12 protein-coding genes and 1 rRNA gene are annotated in these 15,564 nt (G+C 73.3%); 5 read left to right on the top strand and 8 right to left on the bottom strand.

The window, feature by feature from the left end; translation table 11 throughout:
* Positions 1-336: 336 nt before the first annotated feature.
* From GCU69_RS15630 to mtnA, 7 genes are all read right to left on the bottom strand, one after another.
* A complete protein-coding gene (locus GCU69_RS15630) occupies positions 337-1,086 on the bottom strand; it encodes a response regulator (RefSeq protein ID WP_098752171.1) in 750 nt (249 codons plus the stop codon).
* Between the two features lie 181 nt (positions 1,087-1,267).
* Positions 1,268-1,957 carry a ribosome hibernation-promoting factor, HPF/YfiA family gene (gene hpf, locus GCU69_RS15625; protein ID WP_098752172.1) on the bottom strand — a complete coding sequence of 230 codons (690 nt, stop codon included), beginning with the start codon at positions 1,955-1,957 and terminating at the stop codon, positions 1,268-1,270.
* A gap of 348 nt (positions 1,958-2,305) precedes the next feature.
* A complete protein-coding gene (locus tag GCU69_RS15620) occupies positions 2,306-3,049 on the bottom strand; it encodes a ComF family protein (protein ID WP_098752173.1) in 744 nt (247 codons plus the stop codon).
* Between the two features lie 367 nt (positions 3,050-3,416).
* Complete coding sequence (locus GCU69_RS15615) at positions 3,417-5,267, bottom strand: LpqB family beta-propeller domain-containing protein (RefSeq protein ID WP_235978501.1); 1,851 nt, start codon at positions 5,265-5,267, stop codon at positions 3,417-3,419.
* Positions 5,257-7,473, bottom strand: a complete 2,217-nt coding sequence (mtrB, locus tag GCU69_RS15610) for an MtrAB system histidine kinase MtrB (RefSeq protein WP_235978500.1) — start codon at positions 7,471-7,473, stop codon at positions 5,257-5,259. Before mtrB ends, GCU69_RS15615 begins: the two co-directional genes overlap by 11 nt.
* A 1-nt stretch (position 7,474) precedes the next feature.
* On the bottom strand, positions 7,475-8,164 hold the full coding sequence (gene mtrA / locus GCU69_RS15605) for an MtrAB system response regulator MtrA (RefSeq protein WP_218037931.1): 690 nt from the start codon (positions 8,162-8,164) through the stop codon (positions 7,475-7,477).
* A 4-nt stretch (positions 8,165-8,168) separates the two neighbouring features.
* On the bottom strand, positions 8,169-9,317 hold the full coding sequence (gene mtnA, locus GCU69_RS15600) for an S-methyl-5-thioribose-1-phosphate isomerase (RefSeq protein WP_098752176.1): 1,149 nt from the start codon (positions 9,315-9,317) through the stop codon (positions 8,169-8,171).
* A gap of 198 nt (positions 9,318-9,515) precedes the next feature.
* Here mtnA and GCU69_RS15595 point away from each other — a divergent pair, with 198 nt between their 5' ends.
* From GCU69_RS15595 to GCU69_RS15575, 5 genes are read left to right on the top strand one after another with little or no spacing between them, the layout of a single operon-like run.
* Complete coding sequence (locus GCU69_RS15595; protein ID WP_098752177.1) at positions 9,516-10,793, top strand: DUF7544 domain-containing protein; 1,278 nt, start codon at positions 9,516-9,518, stop codon at positions 10,791-10,793.
* Between the two features lie 25 nt (positions 10,794-10,818).
* Complete coding sequence (locus GCU69_RS15590) at positions 10,819-11,490, top strand: DUF4129 domain-containing protein (RefSeq protein ID WP_408055812.1); 672 nt, start codon at positions 10,819-10,821, stop codon at positions 11,488-11,490.
* Positions 11,487-12,782: a DUF4350 domain-containing protein gene (locus GCU69_RS15585; protein ID WP_156206381.1), complete on the top strand. Its 1,296-nt coding sequence runs from the start codon at positions 11,487-11,489 to the stop codon at positions 12,780-12,782. Before GCU69_RS15590 ends, GCU69_RS15585 begins: the two co-directional genes overlap by 4 nt.
* A complete protein-coding gene (locus GCU69_RS15580) occupies positions 12,779-13,744 on the top strand; it encodes an AAA family ATPase (RefSeq protein WP_156206380.1) in 966 nt (321 codons plus the stop codon). The genes GCU69_RS15585 and GCU69_RS15580 overlap by 4 nt, the downstream gene beginning before the upstream one ends.
* 18 nt (positions 13,745-13,762) lie before the next feature.
* Positions 13,763-15,079, top strand: coding sequence for a DUF58 domain-containing protein (locus tag GCU69_RS15575; RefSeq protein WP_156206379.1), 1,317 nt, complete (start codon positions 13,763-13,765; stop codon positions 15,077-15,079).
* A gap of 254 nt (positions 15,080-15,333) precedes the next feature.
* Here the strand turns inward: GCU69_RS15575 and rrf are convergent.
* Positions 15,334-15,450, bottom strand: a 5S ribosomal RNA gene (gene rrf / locus GCU69_RS15570).
* Between the last annotated feature and the right edge of the window lie 114 nt (positions 15,451-15,564).

Here is a 15,564-nt window from a genome sequence, read left to right as displayed (position 1 = left end):
GCGGGGCCGGCGAGGCGCGAGAGGGGCCGCGCCGAGCCGGACCGGGCCGAGCTGTAAGACCGAGGCGGGGGCAGGGGCCGGACCGGACCGGGCTGAGGTGCACGGCAGAGGCGGGGGCCGGGCCTGGCCGAGCTGTACGCCGAGGCGGGGGCAAGGGGCCGGACCGAGTTGAGCCGAGCTGTACGCCGAGGCGGGGCAGAGTGCCGGGGCCGAGCTGAGCCGAGCCGAGCTGTACGGCGGGAGCGGACGGGAGCCGGAGCGGGCGGGAGCGGGGGCGGCCGGTCCCGGGGACGTGCCCGGCGGCTGGGCCGCCCGGGGTCGGGCCCGCCCGGGGCGTCATCGGATCTCGAGGATCTTCTCCCGCATCGCGTAGACCACGGCTTCCATCCGGGAGTGCAGCTGCAGCTTCTCCAGGATGTTGCGGACGTGGTTCTTCACGGTGTTCTCGCTGATGAACAGCTCCTTGGCGATGTCCCTGTTGTTCATGCCCGTGGCGACGAGCTTGAGCACCTCCAGCTCGCGCTCGGTCAGCCGCGGCGCGGGGACGAGACGCCGCTCGTCGGTGCGCTGGATCATGGACTTGAACTCGGTGAGCAGCTTCGACGCCATGGACGGGCTGATCTGGGACTGGCCGTCCGCGACCGCTCGGATGGCGGTGGCGACCTCGTCCGTGGAGATCTCCTTCAGGAGATAGCCGGTGGCACCCGCCTTGATCGCGTCGTAGAGGTCGGCCTCCTCATCGCTGATCGTCAGCATGATGATCTTGGCGCTGGGGGCCACCTCCTTGATCGAGGTGCAGGCCTCGATCCCGCCCCGCTTCGGCATCCGGACATCCATCAGAACGATGTCGGGCAGCAGGTCGGCCGCCTTGTCCACCGCCTCCGCGCCGTCCGCCGCCTCACCGACGACCTCGATGTCCTCCTCCTGCGCGAGGACGATCTCCAGGCCGCGCCGGAACAGCGCGTGGTCGTCCACGACGAGAACCCGGATGGGCTCCGCCGGCGACGGGCTCGCGTCCGGACCGTCGTCGCCGGCGCCCCGCCCGCCGCCGTCCCCGCCGGTCACGGGCCCGAAGCTGTCCGCCATGGTTCCTCCCCCTGAGGGTCTCGGCCCTCGATTGCGTGCCGGGCCAACGGCACCCCCGAGGGGGCGCGTTGGCCGCCCCGCCATGATTCCATGCCCGGCCGGTGGCGTCGTGCCCCCGTCGTCGCACGCCGGAGCCCCCGGGGGCGCACGGGCGCTCCCGGGGGGCGTCGGCCGTAAGGGTTCAGCCGCCGAGCGCGCCGCCGGCACCACCGGGCGGTTCGGCGGTCATCGAGTCGGACTCGAGATGGATGACGCCGTAGTCATAGGCGTGCCGACGGTAGACCACGCTGGGCTGCTTGGTGTCGGCGTCGATGAACAGGTAGAAGTCGTGGCCGACCAACTCCATCTCGTACAGCGCCTGGTCGAGGCTCATCGGGGCCGCCACGTGCGTCTTCTCGCGGACCACCAGCGGCCCGTCGCCCTGGACCTCCAGGCTGCCGATCCGCTTCGTCGGGACGGCCTGCTCGGCGGGCTTCTCCTCCGCCGGTGCCGTGCCGTTGAGGTGCTCGGCGAGCGGTGCGGTGGCGGCCGCGACGCTCATGGGCGTCCGTCCCGGCTTCCGGTGCACCCGACGCTTGTCGCCCCGCCTGCGCAGCTGCGCCTCGAGCCGGGCCGTCGCCGCGTCCAGTGCCGCGTAGGGGTCGCCCGCCGCGGCCTCGGCACGGATCACCGGTCCACGCGAACGGAGGGTGATCTCGACGCGGTCCGAACGGTTGGCCTGACGCGGGTTGTGCTCCTTCGAGACCTCGACGTCGAGACTGATCACCTTGCCGTCGAGCTTCTGGATCTTGTCCAGCTTCAGCTTCTCGGCCACGTGCTTGCGGAAGCGCTCGGGCACCTCGGTCTTGCGGCCCTTGACGACGATGTCCACGCAGAACTCCGTTCCCGGACGACTCCGCCCGGAGGCGGCGCCCGTCCATGTGCGCTGAGGCCGGCGGGTCGCCCGCGCGGGCTGGGCCCGTCCGGCACTGCGTCTGCTGCACCACCACGGGCCCCGTGACCGGGAGCCGCGGCGTTGCGACTTTCACCTCCTCCTCCCCAGTCGACAAGATCAACACCCCATCGACTTCAGGGTCGGCGCAGAAGCTGCGAAACAGGTCCAGTTCGATGGAAAAGGTTCACCTTCTGCCATTCCTCACAATCGAACATAGCTCGACCGGACGGGAGTCGGCACCCCCTACCGGCGCGTACCTCCGTTTCGCTGCTTTCGCTCCTCTCACTACCTGGAACGACGCTCGTCCCCGAACCGTTCCGGTTGGGGCCGCTCGCGGCCCCGGCGACCGCGGAACGCCGTCGGAGGCGCCGCGACCACGGCCGCACCGGTCACCTGCCCGCCGACCGCCCGGACCGAACGCGCGGATTCGGCGAGCGAGGCTCCGGTGGTCATCAAGTCGTCCACGAGCAGCACCGGAGCCTCCCGCAGCCACCGCGCCGCCGGTGCGGGCGCCTCCAGCGCCCCCATGAGGTTCCCGAGCCTCCGGCGCGCGGACAGCCCCGACTGGTCGGCGACGGGACGCCGCTGCCGGAGCGCCGCGCACAGCCGGGCCGGGCGCCCGGCCCGGCGCAGCTCGGCCGCCGCAGAGCGAGCGATCCGGCGCGTCGGGTCGTGCCCGCGTGCCGCCACCGAGCGGCGCGCGGACGGCACCGGCACGAGCAGCAGCGGCCCGTCACCGGGGGCCGCCACCCTGGCTGCTCCGGCGAGCGCGGCGCCCAGCGGCCGGGACAGCCCGAGCGCACCGCGCTCCTTGTGCGCGAGCAGCACGGCCCGCACCTCGTCGGCGTACGGAGCGGCGGCACGGACCGGCGGCAGGCCGTCCGGCACCGGGTCCGGCCGCACCGGGCCGGCGGCCCGGCCGGACAGGGCCGCGCGGCACCGGCCGCACAGCGCGGTGCGCGGCTCTCCGCACCCCGCGCAGTCGGCCGGCAGCACCAGCTCCGTGATCTCCTGCCACCATCCGCCCACGACGCCACTCTCCCCCTGCCGGCGTCCGTCCACCACCCCTGTGGAAAACTCCCCGACGCCCGGGCGGACCGGCATGTGCGCCCCGCGGCCGCCACGAGGCGGCCGGCCGGGGCTCCGGCGCCCGCCCCCGGCCCACCGGCTCGCGCACACCCCGCCCACCGGCCCCCGCGGCGCCCGGGCACTCCTCGGAGCCCCGGCCGACCGGCCGCCCGCGCACCCGAGGAACCGCCGCCCGCCGCCGTATGACACGGCACGGCGGGCGGACGGCAAGAACAGCCCGCGAGGACCGACGGGCGAGGCGCTTCCGGTCCGCCCGTGCTGCCCGCCCCTCGTGGTCCGCTCGCCGTCCGTTCTCGCGGTCCCGCCGCTATCCGGGATAGACGGGCGCCGACCCCTGCTTCGTCACCAGTTGCCAGCCGGCGCCCGCGGGGAGCCGGACGATCCCGTCGTCGGAGTCCGCCAGCAACGGCTTGTCCTCGTCCTCCGAGGCCGCGACGGCCGTGACGCCGTTGGCTCCCGGCAGCGTCGGCGTGTTCGCCACGGAGCCGTCCGTCTGTACGTACAGCAGCTGCCGTACGCCGGATTCCTGGCCGACGACCACCAGCCGGCTGTCGCCCGCCCAGGACGCCGACTCCACGTCCTCCAGCTGCGGGGTGACCGACCGCAGGTCGTTCACCGACAGCCGGGGCTCACCGGTACCGTCCGCCTTCTGCTCGATCCGCCCCAGCTCCAGCGAGGCGTGTCCGTTCCGCTGTACGACCAGCGCGATCCGTACCCCGTCGGAGGCCACCCGCAGCGACTTGATCCTGCCCTTCCCGAGCGAGGGCACCACGACCTCCTGCGGCTCACCGGTGCCGCCCTCCAGGCGCAGCAGCCGGGACCGCTCCGGGTCGCGGTCCGCGATCCACAGGTCGCCGTGCCCGTCCCAGCTGGGCGGGGTGAGCCCGTCCTCGGCCCGCAGCGCCTCGCTGGTCAGCAGGGACTCCCCGAGTTCCGCGCCCTCCTCGAGCGGGGCCACGTACAGCTTGCGGGCGTCCTGCGAGACGGCCGCCGCCGTCCGCTCGTCGCGGGCGACACCGATCGACCGCAGCGGCACCTCGCCGGCGCCGAAGGGCCCCTCGACCCGGACCGGCTCCTCGCCGCCGGGCGGCAGGCTCGCCATCCGGCCCTGGGCGTCGATGAAGTACTGCTGCTCGGGGTGCTGGTCCTTGAGCCCGGCCGGGGCGTAGGCGGCGGCGTCGGCGCGGGTGACCACGCAGAGCCGGGCGCCCTCGGCGTCGGCCAGCTCGACCTGCTTCACCTGGGCCGACGCGATGTCCTGCACGGTGAACAGCAGCTGTGAGGCCATCTGGTTGCACTGCAGCGGCCCCACCCGGGAGCCGCGGTCGTTGAGCCGTACCCGCAGGCCGCCCACGTCGTCCAGCGACAGCGACTCGTCGACGATCTTCGTGCCCCGCGGGAACTTCGTCGCGGCGACCGGGTCCAGCCAGTCTCCCGGGCCGCGCAGCAGCGTCTCGACCGCCGAGGTCACCAGGTCCACGCGTTTGCGCAGATAGACCGGGTCGGCGACGAGCACGTCCCCTCCGGTGCCGGTGTCCGAGCCGCCCTTGCCCGGATACGCGAAGTAGTAGTTGTTGACCGAGCGGTAGATCCGCTCGAAGTCGGACTGTCCGAGCACCAGCCCGTCCGGCGGCCCGTCGATCCGCCACTCGCCGCGCACCTTCGTCAGATGCACCCGCGCCTGGTAGGACGCGTCCTCCGGCTTGTACGCCTGCTTCTGGTCGACGCTGGCCCGCTGCCGCCCGCTCAGCACGGCGACCGCGCCCTTGCCCGGCACGTCCCCCGGCACGGGCTCCATCCGCGGCACCGGCCCGTCCTCCAGCACGGTCGTCTTCGAGAACGGGTCCCAGTTCTCCGACGCCTCCTCGGTGAGGTACTGCCGGGCCGTGCTGAAGTCCGCCTCGTCGCTGGTCGTGGCCTCCAGGAAGCCGCGCACGATGTCGTCCGGCAGCTCCCCCTTGCGCGGCGGTACGGGGAACACCCGCACCTGCGAGTCGGGGTCCGCGGGCTGCGAGGCGTCGACCCGGCGCACCTCTCCGCCGTCGGGCATCGACGCGCAGCCCGCCAGCACCACGATCCCGCAGAGGACGGGGACGCACAGCCGCACCGCCGCGCGGTAGCGGTGTCCGGTCCGGTGGATGTGCCGGTCAGAACTCACGCGAGCCGCCCTCCCCGTCGCCGTCCCCGTCACTGCTGTCACTGCTGTCACTGCTGCTGTTGATGCTGGTGCCACCGCTGTGGTTGCTGTTGCTGTGGTTGCCGCTGCCACCGCTGTGGTTGCTGCTGTGGTTGCCGCTGCCACCGCCGTGACCGCTGCTGCCGTGGTTGCTGCTGCCGCCGCTGTGATCGCTGCTGCCGTGGTTGCCGCTGTGCTCGCCGCCGGTGGCGCCATCGCCGGGCGGCCGGGGAGCCCGGCGCCCCTCGTTCTCCCGTACGCCCCCGGCGCGCGACACCACGCGGGCGCCGCTGCCGGGCAGCGAAGCCGGGTCCGCCGACGAGGCTGCCCCGTCCGCAGCCGCCGGCTCGTTCCGCGGCAGCGGCGGCGGGCCCGGCGCCCGGGTCGCCCCCGCGGCCGGTGGCTCCGCCGCCTCCCGGAGCCCGCGCCGGGAGTCCTCGGGTTCCAGCGGGATCGGTGACCCGCGCAGCGAGTCGTCCGCGGTGCGCGGCAGGGTCAGCCGGAACTGCGAGCCGCCGCCCGGTTCGCCCCACGCCTGGAGCCAGCCGCCGTGCAGCCTGGCGTCCTCGACGGCGATCGACAGGCCCAGCCCGGTCCCCCCGGTCGTGCGGGCGCGGGCGGGGTCGGCACGCCAGAAGCGGTTGAAGACCCGGGTCGCCTCGCCGGGCTTGAGCCCGACGCCGTAGTCCCGCACCGCGACGGCTACCGCACCGCCGGCCGCGGCCAGCCGCACCACGACGTCCCTGCCCTCACCGTGCTCCACGGCGTTGACCACGAGGTTCCGCAGCACCCGTTCGATACGACGTGCGTCGACCTCGGCGACCACCGGCTGCTCGGCGCCGCGCACCACGATGCGGCTGCCCGTGTTCACCGCCAGCGGCTCGGCCCCCTCGATCACCCGGGACACCACGTCCCGCAGATCGACCGGCTCGGCCTCCAGCGCCGCCGCCCCCGCGTCGAACCGGCTGATCTCCAGCAGGTCCGCCAGCAGCGACTCGAAACGGTCCAGCTGTCCGCGCAGCAGCTCCGCCGAGCGGGCGGTCGCCGGGTCGAAGGAGTCCTTCTCGTCGTGGATGACGTCGGCGGCCATCCGTACGGTCGTCAGCGGGGTGCGCAGCTCGTGCGACACGTCGGAGACGAACCGGCGCTGCATCCGGGAGAGATCCTCCAGCTGCTGGATCTTGAGCTGGAGGTTCTGCGCCATCTTGTTGAACGACTCGCCCAGCCGGGCGATGTCGTCCTCACCGGTGACCTTCATCCGCTCCTGGAGCAGCCCGGCAGCCAGCCGCTCCGAGATCCCCGCGGCCATCCGTACCGGCGTGACGACCTGCCGCACCACGAGCCAGGCGATGGCGCCCAGCAGAACGACCACGAACACCCCGGCGGTCGCCAGCGTCGTCTTGACCAGGCTGAGCGTCTTCTCCTCCTGGGTGAACGGGAAGAGGTAGTACAGCTGGTACGGATTGCCGTTGACGTCGTTGAGCTGCTTGCCGATCGCCAGCGCGGGCTCCCCCTCGCCGGAGCCGCGGACCACCCGCGTGTACTGCTGGTGGGTCCGCGGGTCCTCGTCGAGGGTGTCCCGCAGTTCCTGCGGCACGCTCAGCTCCGGCTGCACGTCACCGGAGGAACGCGGCGAGCGGGTGCCGCTGCTGTCGTCGACGAACGGCTGCTGGCTGTCCGAGCTGAGTGCCACGATGGAGTACACGCCCTGCCCGCCGCTGGCCAGCTGTTCCACGAGCGCGGTGAGCCAGACTCCGGAGTTCAGCTGCGCCGGGTCGTCGGTCCGGCGCCCGGTCTCGCCGCGGGAGTCCGCGTCGGCCTGGTCCTGCGCGACCTTGAAACCGCCCGCGGCCTGGCTCTGCGCCGCGCCCTGCTTGGCGTCCTGCAGGCCGTTGCGCACCTGGCCGATGACGACCAGGCCGAGCAGCAGCACCACGCCGAGCGACATCAGCAGGGTGCCCGCGACGACCCGCAGCTGGATGTTGCGCCGCCACAGCCGCAGCGCGGGCAGCAGCGGCCGCCGCACCCAGCGCAGCACCAGGCGCAGCACGGGATGCGCGGGGCCGCCCGGCGCCCCGTCCTGCAGCAGGCTGCCGCCCTGCCAGAGGCGGTCGTACAGGGAAATCCTGCTCACCGGATCGACGGGCCGCCCCTCGTTGCGCTCCGGAGCAGCACCGTGCCCGGACATCTCAGTTGGGCCCCGCCTTGTATCCGACACCGCGCACCGTCACCACGATCTCCGGCCGCTCCGGGTCCTTCTCGACCTTCGAGCGCAGCCGCTGCACGTGCACGTTGACCAGCCGGGTGTCCGCGGCGTGCCGGTAGCCCCACACCTGCTCGAGCAGCACCTCGCGGGTGAACACCTGCCACGGCTTGCGGGCCAGCGCGACCAGCAGATCGAACTCCAGCGGCGTCAGGGCGATCGACTGCCCGGCCCGCTTCACGGAGTGCCCGGCCACATCGATCACCAGATCGCCGATGGCCAGCTGCTCCGGCGCGGGCTCCTCCGAGCGCCGCAGCCGGGCACGGATCCGCGCCACCAGCTCCTTGGGCTTGAACGGCTTGACGATGTAGTCGTCGGCGCCGGACTCCAGGCCGACCACCACGTCGACCGTGTCGGTCTTGGCGGTCAGCATGACGACCGGCACCCCGGACTCGGCCCGGATCAGCCGGCACACTTCGATGCCGTCCCGGCCGGGCAGCATCAGGTCGAGCAGGACGAGATCGGGTTTGGTCTCGCGGAAGGCCGCCAGGGCCTTGTCTCCGTCCGAGACGAACGATGGTTCAAAACCTTCGCCGCGCAGCACGATGCCGAGCATCTCTGCCAGGGCGGTGTCGTCATCGACGACGAGGACGCGACCTTTCATAATGGACATCATCCCATCAGCTCATCGCGGCCCGGCGTGACCCGGCACACAGCTGCCCGATTCCGTCCGGCGTGACCGGTGACAGTACCCCGCGTTCCGTGACGATGGCGGTCACCAGTTCGGCCGGGGTGACGTCGAAGGCCGGGTTGTACGCCTGGGTGCCCAGCGGGGTCACCAGGTGCCCGCCACCCGCCTCCCGGCCGGCTCCCGGGCCGTGCGCGGCCGCGCACTCCGTCACCTCGTGCGCCGGCCGCTGCTCGACCTCGATCGACGCCCCGTCGGGCGTCTCCGGGTCGACCGTCGTCACCGGCGCCACCACGACGAACGGCACATGGTGGTAGCGCGCCAGCACCGCCAGCGGATAGCTGCCCACCTTGTTCGCCACCGAGCCGTCGGCCGCGATCCGGTCCGCGCCGATCAGCACCGCGTCCACCTCGCCCGCGGAGAACAGCGACCCGGCCGCGTTGTCCGTCAGCAGGGAGTACGGCATCCCGGCCCGCGCCGCCTCCCAGGCGGTGAGCCGCGCCCCCTGGAGCAGCGGACGCGTCTCGTCCACCCACAGCCGCCGCAGCCGTCCCGTGCGGTGCACGGCCCGCACCACGGCGAGCGCCGTGCCCTCACCGCCCGACACCAGCCGGCCCGTGTTGCAGTGCGTGAGGATCCGGTAGGTGCCGCCCGGCAGCAGCTCGTGCAGCAGGGACGCCCCGTGCTCCGCCATCCGCGCGCTCGCCTCGGCGTCCTCCCGGTGCAGCGCGCGGGCCTCGGCGAGCGCCGCCGCGGCCGCCTCCGCACGCCCGGCACCGCCGCCGGCGGCCCGCCGGTACGCCTCCAGCCCGCGCCGCACCCCGAGCCCCAGGTTGACCGCCGTGGGCCGGGCGTGCGCGAGCAGCTCCGCCGCCTCCTCCACGTCGTACCCCCGGGCGGCGGCGAGGGCCACTCCGTACGCCCCCGCTATGCCGAGCAGCGGCGCACCGCGCACGGCCAGCGAACCGACGGCCTCCACCAGCGCGGGGACGTCCGTGCACACCAGCTCGACCTCCTCGGCCGGCAACCGGGTCTGGTCGAGAAGCACCAGCACCGGGCCTTCGGGAGGTTCCTCCCAGCGCAGCACGGGAACTTCCGGCGACGCCTGAACCGCCTGGGATACCGCCTCCTGATCAGCCATCCGCACAGTCTGCCCGCTGCCCCCCGGGTATTTGAAGGTGCGGCCGGGGTACGGCGAAGAGACAGGGGCGGTCACCGATGACGGTGCCGCGTGGCACGATGGCAGCCAACCCGGCCGCGGCCACGCTGTCCCGAGGGGCCCGGCCCCTCCCGAGGAGACAGGAGGAGCCTGCGGGCGGGCACCGCGTTAGGAGCGAAGATGAACAACTCTCCGGGCTGGGCTTCGCCCGGATCGGGCCCCTCCGACGAGCCGGGACAGGGCACCCCGCCGGAGTCGGACCGGCCGGTCCCCGAGGACCGCGACGCCCCGCCGGTGAACTGGTCCAAGGAGCAGCCGCCCGGCGGGCAGTGGGTGACGCCCGCCGGCCAGGGACCGCCCCCGCCGCCCGGCGGCGGACCGGCACCCGGCCCCGGAGGATGGCAGGGCGGCGGACCGGGCTGGGGCTGGACCCAGCCGCCCGCGGTCGCGAAGCCCGGCATCATCCCGCTCCGTCCCCTCGGCATCGGGGAGATCCTCGACGGCGCCGTGTCGACGATGCGCGCCCACTGGCGCACCGTGCTCGGCATCTCCCTCGCGGTCGCCGTGGTCACGCAGGCCGTCTCGACCGCCGTCACCGGCCTGTGGTTCAGCGACTCCGCAGGCATCACCGCGCTGGAGAACGACCCCGACCCCACCGTCGACGAGGCCCTGGACGCCGTCGGCGGCACCCTCGCCGGGAGCGGCGTCACGGGCGTGGTCGGCATACTCGGGACCATCATCGCCACCGCGATGCTGACCATGGTCGTCAGCCGGGCCGTCATCGGCCGGGACGTGTCGGCCGGCGAGGCCTGGCGGGACTCCCGGCCGCAACTGCTGCGGCTCCTCGGCCTGCTGCTGCTCATCCCCCTGCTGGTCCTGCTGGTCTCCGCCGTGCTGCTGGCGCCCGGACTGGCCGTGGTCGCCTCGGGCGCCGCGGGGGCCGGAGCCGCCCTCACCCTCGTCGGCGGCATCGCGGCCCTCGTCGTCGCCGTATGGCTGTGGATCCGCTTCAGCCTCGCCGCACCGGCCCTGATGCTGGAGCGCCAGGGCGTCATCGCCGCCATGCGCCGCTCCGCCAAGCTCGTCCGGGGCGCCTGGTGGCGCATCTTCGGCATCCAGATCCTCACCACGATCCTGATCGTGTTCGTCGCCGCCGTCATCGAGATCCCGACGAGTCTCATCGCCATGCTCGTCGGCGGCGAGAGCGCGATGGACTGGCTGGCAGGCGAGTCCGCGGAGGCGGGCTGGCTCTTCCTCGTCGTCATCGGCATCGGAGCGGTGATCAGCTCGACCATCACCTTCCCGATCAGCGCCGGGGTCACCGCCCTGCTCTACATGGACCAGCGGATCCGCCGCGAGGCACTCGACCTGGAACTCGGCCGCGCCGCCGGCGTCCCCGGCTACGGCGCCCCGAACGCCTCCGACGGGCGCCCCGGTGACAGCGCCCCCGGGAGCTGATGCGGTGATCGCGGCGGCGGGCGGCGTGGCCGTTCCCCTTGCGGTGCGCACCGGTGACGAGGTCCCCGTGCGCACCCCGCGCCTGCCCGCCCGCGAAGCAGCCGAACGCGAACTCTCCGAATCCGTCTACCACCAGAACGACCCCAGCCTCTTCCGTCGCGCCCTCGACCGCTTCTGGGAATGGCTCGACACTCTCTTCGACGCCGCCGCCGGTGTCACTCCCGGCGGCCCGGCGGGCCTCGCCGTGATCCTGGCCGTGGTCCTGCTCCTCGCCGTCGCCCTGCGGCTGCGGCTCGGCCCGCTGCGCCCCGGCCCGGAGAGCCCCGGCGCGCTCTTCCCCGACGACCGCCCGCGCAGCGCCGCCGAGCACCGCGCCGAGGCCGAGCGTCACGCGGCCGCACAACGATGGGAACAGGCCGTACAGGAACACACCCGCGCCCTCGTCCGCTCCCTGGAGGAGCGCGCCCTGCTCACCCCGCGCCCGGGCCGCACCGCCGACGAGGCGGCCACCGAGGCCGGCCGTCCCCTCCCCGGCCACGCGGACCGGCTCCGCGCCGCCGCCCGGGACTTCGACGACGTCACCTACGGCGGCCGCCGGACCACCGCCGAGACCTACGCCCGGCTGCGCGATCTCGACCAGGAGATCCGCCACAGCAAGCCCGTCCTCGCCCCGGTCGCCACCGGAGACGCCTCATGACCGGCCCCGCCACCACGGGCAGTCCCACCTCCGCGACCGCCCACCAGCTCTGGACGCGCTCCCGGGGGCTGCTCGTCGCCCTGGCCGTGCTCGTACTGGCGGGCATCGTCCTCGCCGTCCTGCGCTCGGGCGACCAGCACGGCCGGCTCGACCCGCGCTCCCCCGACCGCTACGGCACCCGTGCCGTGGCCCAACTTCTCGCCGACCGCGGCGTCACGACCCGCGTCGTGACCAGCACCGACGCCGCCGTCGAAGCCACGGGCCCCTCGTCCACCCTGGTCGTCACGGAGCCGGACCGGCTCACCGACCGCCAGCAGCGACTGCTCCAGGACGCCGCCGGCTCGGCGGGCCGCGCCGTCCTCCTCTCCCCCGGCCCGGCATCCGTCGGCGTCCTGGCGCCGGGCGTACGAGCCTCCGGCCCGGCCGGCGCCACACCCCGCTCACCGGACTGCGACTTCGCCCCCGCGCGCCGCGCCGGTGACGCGGACGTCGGCGGCATCCGCTACGCCTCGGACGATCCCGACGCGGCCTCCTGCTATCTCAGCGACGATCTGCCCTCCCTGCTCCGGGTACCGGGGCCGCGCGGCCGCGACACCGTCCTGCTCGGCTCACCGGACATCCTGTACAACGACCGCCTCGCCGAGAACGGCAACGCCTCGCTCGCCCTGCAACTCCTCGGATCCCACCCCGAGGTCGTCTGGTATCTCCCCTCGCTCAGCGACACCGCCGCCTCGGACGGCGGTGACCGCGGTTTCCTCGACCTCGTCCCGGAGGGCTGGATCTGGGGCACCGCCCAGCTGGCCGTCGCCGCCGCCCTCGCCGCGCTGTGGCGGGCACGGCGCCTCGGCCCCATCAGCCCGGAGCGACTGCCGGTCGCCGTACGGGCGTCCGAGGCCACGGAGGGACGGGCCCGTCTCTACCAGCAGGCGAACGCCCGCGACCGCGCCTCGGAGACCCTCCGGTCCGCCACCCGTGCCAGGATCGCCCCCTTCGTCGGCGTTCCCCCCTCACACGCCCACCGGCCCGACCTCCTCTCCCCCGCCGTAACCCCCCACCTCCCGGAAGGGACGACCGAGGTCACGGACCTGCTCTTCGGCTCCGTCCCACCGACCGATGCAGCCCTCGTCCGGCTCGCCGACGAGCTCGACGCCCTGGAGCACCGCATCACCTCCACCAGCCGGGCCTCCGGACCGCCGCCGGCGCCCCCGGAGCAGCCATCGTCCGCATCGCCGGCCTCCCCGCCGCCGGCCGCCGAACCGCCGACATCGACCGAAAGGGACAGCACCTCGTGAGCGCCCCGACCACCGACAGCGCCCGCGCCTCCCTGGAGGGGCTGAGGGCCGAGATCGCCAAGGCCGTGGTGGGCCAGGACCCAGCCGTGACCGGCTTGGTCGTCGCCCTTCTCTGCCGGGGCCACGTCCTCCTCGAAGGCGTTCCCGGAGTCGCCAAGACCCTCCTCATCCGCGCTCTCGCCGCCTCGCTCGAACTCGACACCAAGCGCGTCCAGTTCACCCCGGACCTGATGCCGAGCGATGTCACCGGCTCACTCGTCTACGACGCCCGCACCGCCGAATTCTCCTTCCAGCCCGGCCCCGTCTTCACCAACCTCCTGCTCGCCGACGAGATCAACCGCACCCCTCCCAAGACTCAGGCCTCCCTGCTCGAAGCGATGGAGGAACGCCAGATCACGGTCGACGGCACACCGCGAGCCCTCCCCGACCCCTTCCTGGTCGCCGCCACCCAGAACCCCGTGGAGTACGAGGGCACCTACCCGCTCCCCGAGGCCCAGCTGGACCGCTTCCTGCTCAAGCTGACCGTCCCGCTGCCCGGCCGCCAGGAAGAGATCGACGTCCTCACCCGTCATGTCGAGGGCTTCGACCCCCGCGACCTCCGCGCGGCCGGGCTGCGCCCCGTCGCGAACCCGGCCGATCTCGAGGCGGCCCGGGCCGGCGTCGCCAAGACCGCCGTCTCCCCCGAGATCACCGGCTATGTCGTCGATATCTGTCGTGCCACGCGCGAATCCCCCTCGCTCTCCCTCGGCGCCTCCCCTCGCGGAGCCACCGCACTTCTCTCCACCTCACGTGCCTGGGCCTGGCTCACCGGCCGCGACTACGTCATCCCCGACGACGTGAAGGCCCTCGCCCTGCCCACCCTGCGCCACCGCGTCCAACTGCGGCCGGAGGCCGAGATGGAAGGAGTCACCGCCGACTCCGTCATCCAGGCGATCCTCGCCAACGTCCCGGTCCCCCGCTGAGCCGGCCGGAGCACTCTCATGGCCCTCACCGGACGAGCCGCTCTCCTCGCCGTTCTGGGCGCCCTGGTCACGGGCGTCCTGATGCCGAGCCCTGCCGGACTGCTGCTCGTGAACTCCCCCCTGCTGCTGGCAATCCTCACCGATCTCCTGCTGGCGGCACCAGTCCGCAGGCTTCGTTTCACTCGATCCGGTGATACATCCGTTCGACTTGGTGAACAGGCGTCCGTCCACCTGACTCTCACCAACCCGAGCCGCCGCCCGCTGCGGGCCGTGCTCCGTGACGCCTGGCCCCCGAGCGCGCTCCCCGCCGGTGCCGACGCGTCGGCAGCGGCCTCCCGCCACCGGGTGACCGTCCCCGCGGGCGAACGCGCCCGGCTCACCACAACCCTTCTCCCGAGCCGCCGGGGAGAACGGACCCCCGACCGCGTCACCGTGCGAAGCCACGGCCCACTCGGACTGGCCGCGCGCCAGGGCAGCCACGAGGTGCCCTGGAAGGTACGAGTTCTTCCCCCGTTCAAGAGCCGTCGGCACCTTCCGGCGAAGATGGCACGGCTCCGCGAGATGGACGGCCGCACCAGCGTTCTCACCCGCGGCGAGGGCACCGAGTTCGACAGCCTCCGTGAATACGTGCCGGGTGACGACACACGTTCCATCGACTGGCGAGCGACAGCCCGGCACTCCTCCGTCGCCGTCCGCACCTGGCGGCCGGAACGCGACCGTCGCATTCTGCTCGTCCTCGACACCGGCCGGACCTCGGCGGGCCGGGTCGGCGACGCTCCCCGCCTCGACGCCGCCATCGACGCCGCACTGCTGCTCACCGCTCTGGCGGGGCGAGCCGGCGACCAGGTCGGCGTCCTGGCGTACGACCGCCGCATCAGGGCCAGCGTCCAGAGCCGCGCCGCCGGTGACCTGCTGCCCGCCGTCGTCAGCGCCCTCGCACCACTGGAGCCGGCGCTCGTCGAGACAGACGCCCGGGGGCTGGCGGCCACGGCCCTCCGCAGCGCTCCCCGCCGCTCCCTCATCGTGCTCCTGACCAGCCTCGACGTCGCTCCGATCGAAGAAGGCCTGCTCCCCGTACTGCACCAGCTCACGCACCGGCACACCGTCCTGGTCGCCGCTGTCGCCGATCCGAGGGTGCAGGAGATGAGCACGGGCCGCGGCACGGTGGAGGCGGTTTACGAGGCAGCGGCAGCCGCCCGCACCCAGGCCGAACGGGCCCGCAGCGCCGACCGGCTCCGCCGCCACGGCGTCACCGTCGTCGACGCCACCCCCGACGAGCTGGCTCCGGCTCTAGCCGACGCGTATCTCTCCCTGAAGGCAGCCGGCCGCCTCTGAAAAACGGTCCCCTCTGAACCGTCACGGCTTCCGAAACTGCCCGGCACCCGGACCCCTGCCCGACACCCGACCGCTGTCCGGATACGGAACACGGAAGCCGATACGGGTACGAACACGGATGCGCAATGGGAGACGCGGGATACGGACGGCTCGACGCCCAGCGCCCCGTTCTTCCACGGAAGACCCGTGAACGCGAAAAGAGCCGGTGGCCCGAAGAGAAAAACTCTTCGGGCCACCGGCCCTCATCAAAGATTGTTCGGCGGTGTCCTACTCTCCCACAGGGTCCCCCCTGCAGTACCATCGGCGCTGAAAGGCTTAGCTTCCGGGTTCGGAATGTAACCGGGCGTTTCCCTAACGCAATAACCACCGAAACACTATGAAACAAACAAACCGGAACAACACAGTTCGTTATTTCAGAACCAACACAGTGGACGCGAGCAACTGAGGACAAGCCCTCGGCCTATTAGTACCAGTCAACTCCAACC

Origin of the sequence: Streptomyces lycii, from assembly GCF_009735685.1 — a bacterium.
GTDB lineage: Bacteria > Actinomycetota > Actinomycetes > Streptomycetales > Streptomycetaceae > Streptomyces > Streptomyces lycii.
Note: the sequence above shows the minus strand (reverse complement) of the source record. Positions and strands in the feature narration are given on the sequence as shown.

Excerpts from the sequence above, each read along its gene's own strand:
- GCU69_RS15595 (WP_098752177.1), top strand. The coding sequence starts at position 9,516 with ATGAACAACTCTCCGGGCTGGGCTTCGCCCGGATCGGGCCCCTCCGAC.
- mtrA (WP_218037931.1), bottom strand. The coding sequence starts at position 8,164 with ATGATGTCCATTATGAAAGGTCGCGTCCTCGTCGTCGATGACGACACC.
- mtnA (WP_098752176.1), bottom strand. The coding sequence starts at position 9,317 with ATGGCTGATCAGGAGGCGGTATCCCAGGCGGTTCAGGCGTCGCCGGAA.
- mtrB (WP_235978500.1), bottom strand. The coding sequence starts at position 7,473 with ATGTCCGGGCACGGTGCTGCTCCGGAGCGCAACGAGGGGCGGCCCGTC.
- GCU69_RS15630 (WP_098752171.1), bottom strand. The coding sequence starts at position 1,086 with ATGGCGGACAGCTTCGGGCCCGTGACCGGCGGGGACGGCGGCGGGCGG.
- GCU69_RS15575 (WP_156206379.1), top strand. The coding sequence starts at position 13,763 with ATGGCCCTCACCGGACGAGCCGCTCTCCTCGCCGTTCTGGGCGCCCTG.
- GCU69_RS15585 (WP_156206381.1), top strand. The coding sequence starts at position 11,487 with ATGACCGGCCCCGCCACCACGGGCAGTCCCACCTCCGCGACCGCCCAC.